Source organism: Streptomyces sp. NPDC006294 (assembly GCF_042870895.1).
In the GTDB taxonomy this organism is placed as follows: Bacteria; Actinomycetota; Actinomycetes; order Streptomycetales; family Streptomycetaceae; genus Streptomyces.
Map to the genome: position 1 here is coordinate 25309 of NZ_JBIAHV010000031.1, position 12309 is coordinate 37617.

Below are 12309 nucleotides of genomic sequence, written 5' to 3' on the forward strand. Positions count from 1 at the left end.
TCATGGCTACGACCACACCGAGCGGTGTGCGGGGCGGCCACGCCAAGCACGGCGGGGCGGCCGCCGCCGCCCAGGGTGGGGCGCCGATGACGCACCGGCAGATCATGGAGGCGCTGTCCGGGCTGCTGCTCGGCATGTTCGTCGCGATCCTGTCGTCGACGATCGTCTCCAACGCCCTGCCGGAGATCATCACGGACCTCGGCGGCGGGCAGAGCGCCTACACCTGGGTCGTGACCGCGTCGCTGCTGGCGATGACCGCGACCACCCCCCTGTGGGGCAAGCTCTCCGACCTCTTCTCCAAGAAGCTGCTGGTCCAGATAGCACTGCTCATCTATGTGCTGGGCTCCGTGGTCGCCGGGCTCTCGCAGAGCTCGGCCATGCTGATCGCCTGCCGGGTGGTCCAGGGCATCGGCGTCGGCGGACTGTCCGCCCTGGCGCAGATCGTGATGGCCGCGATGATCGCGCCGCGCGAGCGCGGCCGCTACAGCGGCTACCTCGGCGCCGTCTTCGCCGTCGCGACCGTCGGCGGCCCGCTGCTCGGCGGCGTCATCACCGACACCGACTGGCTCGGCTGGCGCTGGTGCTTCTACGTCGGCGTGCCGTTCGCGCTCATCGCCCTGCTCGTGCTGCAGAAGACGCTCAAGCTGCCGGTGGTCAGGCGTGAGGTCAAGGTCGACTGGTCGGGCGCGTTCTTCATCAGCGCCGCCGTCTCGCTGCTGCTGGTCTGGGTGACCTTCGCCGGCGACAAGTACGACTGGTTCTCGTGGCAGACCGGTGCGATGGTCGGCGGCTCCGTCGTCCTCGGCGCGCTGTTCCTGCTGGTGGAGTCGAGGGCGAGCGAGCCGATCATCCCGCTGCGGCTGTTCCGCAACCGCACCATCACGCTGGCGTCGCTGGCGTCGCTCTTCGTCGGCGTCGCGATGTTCGCCGGCACCGTGTTCTTCAGCCAGTACTTCCAGCTGGCGCGGGGCGAGTCGCCGACCATGTCCGGGGTGCTGACCATCCCGATGATCGGCGGCCTGTTCGTCTCGTCCACCGTCTCCGGTCAGATCATCACCAGGACCGGCCGCTGGAAGGGCTGGCTCGTCGCCGGCGGCGCGCTGGTCACGGCGGGCCTCGGTCTGCTGGGCACCATCCGGTATGACACCGAGTACTGGCACATCGCGGTCTTCATGGCCCTCATGGGTCTCGGCATCGGCATGATGATGCAGAACCTGGTGCTCTGCACCCAGAACCAGGTCGCCCCCGCCGATCTCGGCGCGGCCAGCTCGGTCGTCACCTTCTTCCGGTCCCTCGGCGGCGCGATCGGCGTCTCCGCGCTCGGCGCGGTCATGGCCACCCGGGTCACCGGCTACGTCGAGGACGGGCTCGCGGAGCTCGGCCCGCAGGGCGCGGCGGCCGGGCACGGCGGTACGGCCGGCGGCGGCATCCCCGACCTGGACGCCCTGCCCGGACCTGTCCGCACGGTGATGGAGGCGGCGTACGGCCACGGCGTCGCCGACGTCTTCCTCTACTCGGCGCCCTTCGCGCTGCTCGCGCTCGTCGTGACCGTCTTCATCAAGGAGGTCGCCCTGAAGAGCGGTTCGCCGGACGCCAAGGCCCCCGCGGCGACCGGGGCCCCCGAGGCCGTCGCCGCCGCTGAGGCCCCCGCCCCGGCGCAGGCGGTCGAGACCGAGCCGGTCACCGATGTGGCCGGTGGAGTCGCGGTGCACGGCGTGGTCCGCGGATCCGAGGGCGGCGTGCTGCCCGGCGCGGCGGTCACGCTGATCTCACCGGCCGGCCGCCAGCTCGGACGCTGCGTCGCACGGAGCGACGGCCGCTACACGCTGGACGCGCCGGGTCCCGGCCCGTACGTGCTGGTCGCCTCGGCCGACGGCTGCCGGCCGCAGGCCGCCACGGTGGTCGTCGCAGGCGAAGCACTGGGGGCGCCTCCCGGGCCGAAGGCTCTGGGGGACCACGACATCGTGCTCGACGGTACGAGCGGGCTCACCGGAGTCGTACGGGCCGCGGACGGCGACAACCCGGTCGAGGGCGCGACGGTCGTCGTCACCGACGCGCGCGGCGAGGTGCTGGCCACCGGGACGAGCACCGAGCACGGCGAGTTCGCCTTCACCGAGCTGGCGCCCGGCGCCGTGACCGTCGCGGTGAGCGCCGCCGGCCACCGGCCGCTCGCGCTGCCCGTCGAGATCGGCGGCCAGGGCGTGACCCGGGTCGAGGCGGTGCTGCGCGCCGGCGCCGTGGTCCGCGGCGCGGTACGGGCCGGCGCCGAACGCCGGCCACTGGCCGGCGCCCGGGTGACGCTCGTGGACGCGGCAGGGCACGTGGTCGCCGGCGCGACGACCGGTGCCGACGGGACGTACGCCTTCACGGACCTGGACGCGGGCCAGTACACGGTCGTCGCGGCCGGATACCCCCCGGTGGCCGGGCAGTTGACCGTGACTGACCGCGCCGTCGACGGCCACGACATCGAGCTCGCCCACCCGGGCGAGTGACAGACCCCGGGAGGCCGGCCCGTTTCCCAGCGGAGCACGGGCCGGCCACCCGGCGGAGACGGGCCCCGGTGGCGGGGCGGCAGGCAGGGGACGGCCGGTCGCCCCTGTCCCGGGGCCCGCGCACCTGCCGCGGTCCGGCAGGACAGGGGCCGGACGGGCGACGCCGAGGGCGGAGCCGGACATCCGGCCGGTCCGGGGCGGGGACCTCCCGTAGGGTGCGCGCCATGGCACGTCACATCGCCACCAACACCAGGGTGGAACTCGACCAGTTGCTGGACTTCGTACGCCCCAGGCACCGGGCGGTCCTGCTGACCCGCCGCTCCGACGGGGCCCCGCAGGGCTCGCCGCTGACGTGCGGGGTGGACGACGCGGGCCGGATCGTCGTCTCGACGTACCCGGAACGGGCCAAGACGCGCAACGCCAGGCGGGACGATCGGGTCAGCGTGATCGTCCTGTCGGACGACTGGAACGGACCGTGGGTGCAGATCGACGGCACGGCCGAGGTGATCGACTCCCCGGAGTCGGTCGAGCCGCTCGTCGAGTACTTCCGCAACATCTCCGGTGAGCACCCGGACTGGGACGAGTACCGCGCGGCGATGGTCGAGCAGGGCAAGTCGATCATCCGGATCACCCCCGAGCGGTGGGGCCCGATCGCCACGGGCGGCTTCCCGGCCCGGTTCGCAGAGGACTGACGCGCGCCGTGCCGGTAGGGGCGGGGCGTGGGAACCCGGGTCTGAAGTCCGTCCGAGAGCCGCGCCCGCTCGTCCGCGCCGCCCCCCGCGACGGACAGGACGGTGCTACCGCCCAGGTCACCGGACCCGTCGCCGCGTCACTCCGCGGGCTTGATCAGGTAACCCGCGCCGCGCCGGGTGTGGATCATCGGCGGGCGTCCGGCGTCGATCTTCCGGCGCAGGTACGAGATGTAGAGCTCGACGACATTGGCCCGGCCCCCGAAGTCGTAGCTCCACACCCGGTCCAGGATCTGCGCCTTGCTCAGCACACGGCGCGGGTTGCGCATCAGATAGCGCAGCAGCTCGAACTCGGTCGCGGTCAGATGGACCGGCCGGCCGCCCCGCGTCACGTCGTGGCTGTCCTCGTCGAGGGTGAGGTCACCGACGGTGAGCTGCGACTGGCTGCGCGCCACCGGCGTGCCGGAGCGCCGGATCAGGCCGCGCAGCCGTGCCACGACCTCCTCCATCGAGAACGGTTTGGCCACGTAGTCGTCGCCCCCGGCGGTGAGTCCCGCGATCCGGTCCTCGACCGCGTCGCGCGCCGTCAGGAAGAGCACGGGCACGTCCGGCACCTCACGCCGCAGCCGCCCCATGAGGGCGAGCCCGTCCATGTCCGGCAGCAGCACGTCGAGCACCACGGCGTCCGGCCGGAAGTCGCGCACCGTACGGACCGCCGCCGCGCCGTCACCGGCGCTGCGGACCTCCCAGCCCTCGTACCGCAGGGCCATCGACAGCAGATCGCTCAGCGGCGCCTCGTCGTCCACGACGAGCACCCGCACCGGACTGCCGTCCGGCCTGAGCATTTCGGTGCGCCCCGAAGGCGTGGTCATCGTCATGTCGCCAGGCTGTGACATTGCCCTGAGAGGCTTCTTTCCTGAACCTGTGAATTCCCTGAGAAGGTCGGAGGACGGGCGGCGTGGTGACAGCACACGAATCCTTCTGGGCGTTGCGGCTGCGGCGGACGCTCACCGGTGACGGCGCGGCCCCGGTCCTCGTCCTGGTGGAGGGCCGCGCCGGTACGGGCAAGAGCCGCCTGGTCCAGGAGCTGACCGCCCTGCCGGAAGCGGCCCGGGCGACCTGCCTGCGGTGGGCGTGCGGCGAGTCGGCCGCGCCCCCGCAGCTGCCGGCCGACGGGCCGGTGCTGCTCGCCGTGGAGGACGTCCACCGCGCGGACGCCGGGGAGCTGGCGCGGATCCGCGGGCTGCTGGAACGCCCCCGGCCGGGGCTCGCGACCGTGATCACCTGCCGCCCCGAGGAGCTGGCCGACCCCGGCCTGGCCCTGGGCGCCCCGCCGCCCCGGTATCCGCCCGAGCTCACCGTGCTGCGGCACCGGGTCCGGCCGTGGAGCGTGGACGCGGTCCGCAAGGTCACGGCCGCCGTGCTCGGCGACCGCTGCACCGAGGAGGCGGTCGCCCGGCTGCACGAGCGCTCGGGCGGCGTGGCCCAGATCGTGGTCGATCTGCTGGCGGTCCTGCGGGACAGCACCCGACAGCGGTGCACGGCGGCCGACGTCGACGCCGCCGGAGTGCCCGTACGGCTGGCCGACCTGAGCCTCGGCCGGACGGCCGCCCTGGCGCCGGAGCACCGCCCGATCGTGTGGGCCGCCGCCGTGCTGGGCGAGCCGGCCGGCCGCGACGAACTGGTCACCGTCTCCGGACTCGGCCGCGGCCCCGGCAGGCGGGCGCTCCTCGCCGCCCTCGCCGGCGCGGCGCTCACGGAGTCGGACGCGGGCTACGGGCTGCCCGTACCGCTCGCGGCCGTCGCCGTGCGCGAGTCCGTGCCCGGTCCCGTACGGCAGGAGCTGCACGGGCGGGCGGCGGACGTGCTCGGCCACCGGCAGCCCGTGCCGTGGGCGTCGCTCGCCGGGCACCACCGGGCGGGCGGGCGAATACGCGGCTGGCTGCGCGCCGTCGAGCAGGCGGCGCGGCAAGCCGCCGAGGCGGGGCTCCACCAGGAGGCCATCGGGCTGCTCGAGCAGACCCTCGCCGACCCGGCCGTACCGCCGCAGGCCCGGGCCCGGCTGGCGCCGGTGCTGGCACGCAGCGCGGTCGTCGGACTGCGCTCCGACCAGACCGTCCAGGTGCTGACCCAGATCATCGAGGACGCGGCCCTCCCGGCAGCCGTACGGGGCGAACTCCGGCTCGACCTGGGGCTGCTGCTGTGCAACCAGGTCGGCATGAGCGACCAGGGCTGGAAGGAGCTCGAACGGGCCGCCGCCGAACTCCGCGAGGCCAGGCCCGACCTGGCGGCACGGGCGATGTCCGCTCTCGCCATGCCGTACTGGCCCAACTCCTCGTTCGACGTCCACCGGGCGTGGCTGGAGGACGCGGCCCGGGCCGCGGCGGACAGCGGCGACGAGGTCGTCCGCACGGCCGTCGCCGCCAACCGGGCCGCGCTCGCCATGAGTTGCGGCGACCCGCAGGCCTGGGCACTGGTCAAGGAGCTGCCCACGGACAGCCCCGACCACCGGTGCCGGCTGCACGCGGCGCGCGGACTGTGCAACTCGGCCGACTCCGCGCTGTGGCTCGGCCACCACGGGCGGGCGGAGGAGCTGCTGACCGAGGGGCTCGAACTGTCCGGCAAGAGCGGCGCCCCCTACACCAAGCACACGGCGCTGGGCGCCCGGCTGCTGCTGGAGTGGGTCACCGGACGGTGGGCGGGACTGGCCGAGCGGTGCGAGACCTTCGTCGCCGCGACGGCCGACATGCCGGTGATCTGCGCGGACGCCCGGGTGGTGCGCGGACTGCTCGCACTGGCGCAGGGCGAGTGGAGCTCGGCGCTGTCCTGGCTGGGCGGCGCCGACCCGTCGTCCCGCAGGGACGCCGCACCGCCGCTCGCCGCGGCCACCTCCGGGGCCCTGATCCGGCTGTCGCTGGCCCGCCAGGAACTGCCCGACGCGGCGGTGGAGGCGCGTCGGGCCTGGGCGAAGGTGAAACAGAAGGGCGTATGGGTGTGGGCTGCGGACCTGGCGCCCTGGGCCGTCGAAGCGATGGCCCGCACCGGCGACAGCGCAGCGGCACGGGCCGTGATCACCGAGTTCGAGGCGGGCCTCGATGGCCGCGACGCCCCCACGGCGCGGGCCGCGGTGACCTGGAGCCGCGCCGCGCTCGCCGAGGCGGAGGGCCGGTGGCTCGACGCCGTCCCGCTGTACCGGCAGGCCGCCGCCGCGTACGGGGCGCTGCCGCGTCCGTACGCCCAGGCGCTGACCACGGAGGCCGCGGGACGCTGCGCCCTGGAGGCGGGCAGCGCCTCGGAGACTGCGGGGGCGGATGCCGCCGGGGCCTGTCGGCCGGACGGCGACGCTGCGCACGGCGACGAGGCCCAGGGCGAAGACACGGCTGGGGACAAGGCGCGGGCCGTCGCCGATCTGACCGCCTCCACGCGGCAGTTCGCCGAGCTGGGCGCCGTATGGGACGCCGCCCGCGCCCGTGCCCTGCTCCGCTCGCACCAGCCCGCCAAGGAGGCGCGCCCGCCGGGCCGGCCCTCGTACGGCGACCGTCTCTCGCCGCGTGAGCGCGAGGTCGCCGAACTGGCGGGGACCGGGCTGACGAACCGGGAGATCGCGACGACCCTGCATCTCTCACCGCGGACGGTCGAGCAGCACGTCGCCCGGGCCATGCGCAAACTCGGCACCACGTCCCGGCAGCACCTCGCGGCGATGATCGACGCGGCCGTACTGCCGGAGGCCATGGACGGAGTGGCAAACGGTGGCTAATCGGACCGGTCACCGTATGAGCAGGGGTTAAACAGGTATCCGTAGCGGCGCCCATCCGGATATACGGATGGCTGATTCCGGCCGTAGGTTCCCTGCCAACCGGCCGGTCGAACGCGCATCCACAGCGGGGGAGCTGTCAGCGCGTTTCGGCCGACCGGTGACATGCGCGGCTGAAGGGAGCCGTGTGCGGTGCCTTCGGCCCACCAGGCCGGCAACCACCGCACCGTGCGTCCCCAACATCCGGACACGAGCGCTGCACCCCAACCATTGGCGCTCGCCGGCCGGGGCTCCCTTCGCCCGCCGCATAGGACGGCCGCCCCCTCAACCCCCTGCATCCTGTCCGCGGCCACAGGAAGCCTGGCTTGTCATGAACTGAACCATTTTCCCCTTTGGTTCCCGCGCCAGGTCAAACCCTCGAAAGGCAATGCCTTGAACGGTTCCAGACGCATTCGCATATCCGTCCTCGCGGTGAGCTGCACCGCACTGCTCTGTGCCGGCACCGCCACCTCCGTCGCCGCGCCCCTTCCCGCCCCGGGCGCACAGACGGCGGCCAACGCGGCAGCCCCGGCAGCACCGGCCGAAGAGCCCGTAGAGCGCCTCATCGTCGGCTACAAGACGAAGGCCGCGGAGGCCAAGTCCGACGACGCCGCGGCCAAGGACGCCAAGGCCAAGGGCAAGAAGGCCGGCGAGACCCTCGACTTCGACCGCCGGCTCGGCACCGGAGCCGCCCTGGTCGACCTCGGCGCAGAGCTCGACAAGGCGGACACCGCCGACGTCATGGACGCCTTCCGCGCCGACCCTGACGTCGCGTACGTCGTCCCGGACACCCGGATGTACGCCACGGCCGTGCAGCCGAACGACACCGAGTACAACCGCCAGTGGGACCTCTTCGAGGCCAGGGCCGGCATGAACGTCCCCGGCGCCTGGGACAAGGCGACCGGCGAGGGCGTCAAGGTCGCCGTCATCGACACCGGTTACGTGGCCCACTCGGACCTCGCCGCCAATGTGATCGCCGGCTACGACTTCATCTCCGACCCGTTCATGGCGAACGACGGCGGCGGCCGCGACAGCAACCCCGCCGACCCGGGCGACTGGCTGAACGCCGGCGAGTGCGGCACAGACCAGAACGGCCAGCCGGTCCCGTCCCGCGACACCAACAACTCCTGGCACGGCACCCACGTCGCCGGCACCATCGCCGCGACCACCGGAAACGGCAAGGGCATCGCCGGCATCGCGTACAACGCGACCATCCAGCCCGTCCGCGTGCTGGGCAAGTGCGGCGGCACGACGGCCGACATCATCGACGCCATCACCTGGGCGTCCGGCGGCTCCGTCCAGGGCGTGCCCGCCAACGCGAACCCGGCCGACGTCATCAACATGAGCCTCGGCGGCGGCGGTTCCTGCGACTCCGGCACCCAGAGCGCCATCAACGGCGCGGTGAGCCGCGGCACGACCGTCGTCGTGGCGGCCGGCAACAGCAACGCCAACGCGGCCAACTTCAACCCGGCCAGCTGCAGCAACGTCATCACCGTCGCCGCCTCCGACCGTGAGGGCAACCGGGCCTCGTACTCCAACTACGGGAGCGTGGTCGACATCACCGCTCCCGGCGGCGAGACCGCGGTGAGCTCCGCGAACGGCATCTGGTCCACGCTGAACTCCGGCACCCGCAGCGTCGGCAGCGAGAACTACGTGGCGTACCAGGGCACCAGCATGGCCGCCCCGCACGTCGCGGGCCTCGCCGCGCTGATGAACCAGGCCGACCCGTCGCTGACCCCGGGCCAGATCGAGGCCGCGATCAAGAACAACGCCCGTACCCTGCCCGGCACCTGCTCCGGCGGCTGCGGCGCCGGTCTCGCCGACGCGGCGGCCACCCTCGGCGCGGGCGGCGGCACCGAGGAGCCGCCCACCGGCAACGTGTTCACCAACTCCGCCAATGTGAGCATCCGGGACAACTCGACGGTCACCTCGTCGATCGCGGTCAGCGGCATCAGCGGCAACGCCCCGTCCGCCCTCAAGATCGACGTCGACATCAAGCACACCTACCGGGGTGACCTCAAGATCGAGATCGTCGCCCCGAACGGCGCCTCGGCCGTGCTGAAGAACACCAGCTCCAGCGACAGCGCGGACAACGTCATCACCACGTACACCGTCGACGCCTCCGGCGTGGCGGCGAGCGGCACGTGGAAGCTGCGGGTCACCGACATCTACAGCGGTGACACCGGCTACATCGACTCCTGGAGCCTGACCTTCTGACAGGTCCACGCTTCAGGCCGCATCAGGGGGCCTGCCGATGTCGAGGAGGGCATCGGCAGGCCCCTGCGTCGTTCCCTCGCGGTTGTGCGCTACCCGCCGCCGAGCAGCAGCCCCGCGCCGTTGTCGTGGCAGACGGCCCGCAGCCAGTCGTCCCCCAGCCCCAGCCGTTCCAACGCACGCAGCTGATGCGCGTACGGGTACGGGATGTTCGGGAAGTCCGTGCCCAGCACGATCCGGTCCCCCAGGTCCGCCAGCCGGCCCCGCTCCCCCTCGGGGAACGGCGCGAAGGCCTCGCTGAAGTCCGTGAACGCCATCGTCGTGTCCAGCCGGACCTCCGGATAACGCTCGGCCAGGGCCAGGAAGTCTCCGTACTCGGGCATCCCCATGTGCGCCACCACCAGCCGCAGCCGGGGATGGCGCGCCAGCACCCGCCCCACCGGCTCGGGGCCGGTGTGCCTGCCGGGCGCCGGGCCGGAACCGCAGTGCATCACCACCGGTACGCGCGCCTCCGCGAGCAGGCCCCAGACCGGGTCCAGCAGCGGATCGGCCGGGTCGTACGCCCCGACCTGCAGATGCGACTTGAAGATCCGCGCCCCGCCCTCGACGGCCTCCCGCACATAGCGGTCCACCCCGTCCTCGGGGAACAGCGTCGCGGTGTGCGCGCAGTCCGGCGTCCGCGCGGCGAAGTCCGCCGCCCAGCCGTTGAGCCAGGCCGCCATCCCCGGCTTGTGCGGGTACAGCATCGAGGTGAAGGCCCGTACGCCGAACTCCCGGAGCAGCGCGACCCGTTCCTCCTCCTCGTGCCGGTACGTGATCGGCCACTCCATGCCGGTCAGGGGGCCGACGGCGTCGAAGTAGGCCCAGACCTTCTTCAGCACCTGCTCCGGCATGAAGTGGGTGTGCACGTCCACGAGCCCGGGCAGCTCGAGCCGCTGCCAGAACTCCCGTACCTCCGCCGCCCCGCTCCCGCTCAACGCCGCCCCCTCCATATGCCCCGCCGCCTTGACCCGTCCGGTCCCATCAGAACAGCCCGTCCTGAACGCCGGGGTCCACCGCCTCCACCTCGTTCACCGGAACGGTCACCGCTTCGGCGGCGCCGGCGCCCACCAGCCCCCACCCGGTCATCAGCCGCGTGTCGACGACCACGACCCCGTCCGCGGCGGTCCGCAGATGCAGGTCCGGCCCGGCCGCCGCGACCAGCCGGCCCGCGACCACCCCGCCGTCCACGAGCTCCCGCACCACGGCCGTCGCCGCGGGCAGCCCGTCGAGCCCGAACACCCCGGCGTGGTCGACCGCCTCGAACGCGATCGACTCCAGGGCCTCCGCCCACCCCGGCAGGGCGAGCGCCCGCGCGTGGAGCGCCGCGACCTCGGCGGCGCGCTCCTCCGCACTGTCCGGCAAGGCGGCCCGCACGGCCCGCTTATGGGCGTACGGGATCCGGTCCGGCACCCTGAGCGCGGCCCGCAACAGCTCCTCCGTGCGCCGCGCCGCCATCAGCGGCCCCCGCCCGAGCCAGGCGAACACCACGGCGCCCTGCTCCAGCAAACGCGCCGGCCCGCGCTGCTCGGCGGTGATCCCGACCTTGACCATGCCCGGCCCGAACCACGCCAGATACACCCGATACGTACGGGGATCGTCGGGCACGGCGTCCGCGGCCACCGAGTGCGCCCGGTCCAGCCGCGCGCAGTCGCCACAGCGCGCCTGCGCCGCCCGCCCCGGGACCTCGGCCCGCACCGGACAGGCGTTCCCCCGCGCCCCCGTACACCGGCGCACGCCTTCCGCCCGGAAGCCCAGCTCCTTACCGGCGACGAGCGGACTGATGCGCCCGCCCTCCCACTCGAGCACCGCGACCCGCGCCTCGGGCGGCCATCTGACCCCCGCACACCGCCACATCACCCCGCCCGTACCTCCACCGCGATCCGCATCCCCCCATCCTGTCGCAACGCCCGGCGACGGACTCCCGGACCGGGCCTGCCGCACCTGTCGCGGGTCCGGGCAACGCAGCGTCCCGGACTCTCGTCAGGGGACGCGGGGGCTGCTGTGCACACGGCGGGGTTCAAACCTTCGCTGATGTCCGGCCGCCAACGCGAGAGGCCCCGGACTCATCGTCCGGGGCCTCTGGCCTGCTGTGCACTCGGCAGGATTCGAACCTGCAACCTTCTGATCCGTAGCTCTAGCCGGATCGGTCAGCGACGGCCATACCGGCCGCTACGACGTCCCCGAGGGGCGGTAGCGGACGGGGCGAGGTGCTGGGGTTGCGGTACGGGGCTGCTGTACCGCAGCTGCGGCCAAGAAGGCGATGAGGGCCGCTGCATCCGCGTAGGCGCCAAAGACCTTCGCAGCGGAACCCGAGGCAAGGATCACCACGACGATGACGGTTACGCCCCATGATCGCCAACGGGGGTTTGACAGACCTGCTGGGTTAGGGCAGACACTCACTGAAGAACCTCCAACGGTTCAGTGGCCCGACCTACCGCTCTCGCCGGGAAGCCTGTGCGGTGGGTCGGGCTTCGTTTTGACGATCCCCATCGTGGAGTGAATCCGGCGGTGGAGCAACGAGGGTGGATCCGCTCCCAATAGGCGTTGACCTGCCACTTTCGTCGTAGATCATTACCACGATCGTTGTGAGTGCGGAGTGCTCAGCAGCCGAGACTCCTCACCTCGACCACGAACGTGGTCACGCCTTAAATAACGTGATCCTGCCGGGATTCGGCACATAGCCCGCAAGTAGCCGAAAACGCCTTTGCGATACCTTTGCCTGATCTGCCGGTGAGGTCGGTGGAGTCTCAATGACCGAGTCAGGCGCGGCCGGCCTGGTGTGGAGCACCAGTTTGGAAGACGCCGCATGCGGATGGCGGCTGACCTGGCAACTCCCCGACCTGGGCTGGAGCGTGGTTGGCGCCGCTGCTCCCCTTGAGTCCCCGCTACGTCCCACTGGATCGGGCACGCAGCGGGCACGGCACACTGGGCGGGTCGGCATCGGCGGTTCTGGCTGGGGGAAACGTGAGCAAGGGTTGGCCTGCGCGTTGGTGGACGACGGCTCTCGTAGCTGCGGTGCTGACCTGCACGTGTCCTATGACGTCTGGTGGGTCGCGGGGATCCTTGCGGAGCCAGTCGT

7 protein-coding genes are annotated in these 12309 nt (G+C 72.8%); 4 read left to right on the forward strand and 3 right to left on the reverse strand.

Annotation, left to right across the window (positions count from 1 at the left end; genetic code table 11):
* The first annotated feature begins 2 nt into the window (after positions 1–2).
* Entirely contained in the window at positions 3–2492 is a 2490-nt protein-coding gene (locus tag ACFYOP_RS33555; protein WP_356899545.1) for an MFS transporter, read from the forward strand.
* A 224-nt stretch (positions 2493–2716) separates the two neighbouring features.
* Positions 2717–3184 carry a PPOX class F420-dependent oxidoreductase gene (locus tag ACFYOP_RS33560; RefSeq protein ID WP_356899544.1) on the forward strand — a complete coding sequence of 156 codons (468 nt, stop codon included), beginning with the start codon at positions 2717–2719 and terminating at the stop codon, positions 3182–3184.
* Between the two features lie 137 nt (positions 3185–3321).
* Here the strand turns inward: ACFYOP_RS33560 and ACFYOP_RS33565 are convergent, their stop codons facing one another.
* Complete coding sequence (locus ACFYOP_RS33565) at positions 3322–4059, reverse strand: response regulator transcription factor (protein ID WP_356899543.1); 738 nt, start codon at positions 4057–4059, stop codon at positions 3322–3324.
* Positions 4060–4139: 80 nt separating this feature from the next.
* Here ACFYOP_RS33565 and ACFYOP_RS33570 point away from each other — a divergent pair, with 80 nt between their 5' ends.
* Positions 4140–6938 carry a LuxR C-terminal-related transcriptional regulator gene (locus ACFYOP_RS33570; RefSeq protein ID WP_388453905.1) on the forward strand — a complete coding sequence of 933 codons (2799 nt, stop codon included), beginning with the start codon at positions 4140–4142 and terminating at the stop codon, positions 6936–6938.
* 468 nt (positions 6939–7406) lie between these two features.
* A complete protein-coding gene (locus ACFYOP_RS33575; protein WP_356899541.1) occupies positions 7407–9191 on the forward strand; it encodes a S8 family serine peptidase in 1785 nt (594 codons plus the stop codon).
* An 89-nt stretch (positions 9192–9280) separates the two neighbouring features.
* Here ACFYOP_RS33575 and ACFYOP_RS33580 read toward each other — a convergent pair whose 3' ends face one another.
* Together ACFYOP_RS33580 and ACFYOP_RS33585 are read right to left on the reverse strand one after the other, a co-directional pair.
* Positions 9281–10180, reverse strand: a complete 900-nt coding sequence (locus ACFYOP_RS33580; protein WP_388453909.1) for an amidohydrolase family protein — start codon at positions 10178–10180, stop codon at positions 9281–9283.
* Between the two features lie 31 nt (positions 10181–10211).
* The gene (locus ACFYOP_RS33585; RefSeq protein WP_356899557.1) at positions 10212–11084 is read right to left on the reverse strand and encodes a DUF2797 domain-containing protein; all 873 of its coding nucleotides are present in this window, start codon (positions 11082–11084) and stop codon (positions 10212–10214) included.
* Positions 11085–12309 lie beyond the last annotated feature (1225 nt).

Excerpts from the sequence above, each read along its gene's own strand:
- ACFYOP_RS33560 (WP_356899544.1), top strand. The coding sequence starts at position 2,717 with ATGGCACGTCACATCGCCACCAACACCAGGGTGGAACTCGACCAGTTG.
- ACFYOP_RS33585 (WP_356899557.1), bottom strand. The coding sequence starts at position 11,084 with ATGTGGCGGTGTGCGGGGGTCAGATGGCCGCCCGAGGCGCGGGTCGCG.
- ACFYOP_RS33555 (WP_356899545.1), top strand. The coding sequence starts at position 3 with ATGGCTACGACCACACCGAGCGGTGTGCGGGGCGGCCACGCCAAGCAC.
- ACFYOP_RS33580 (WP_388453909.1), bottom strand. The coding sequence starts at position 10,180 with ATGGAGGGGGCGGCGTTGAGCGGGAGCGGGGCGGCGGAGGTACGGGAG.
- ACFYOP_RS33565 (WP_356899543.1), bottom strand. The coding sequence starts at position 4,059 with ATGACGATGACCACGCCTTCGGGGCGCACCGAAATGCTCAGGCCGGAC.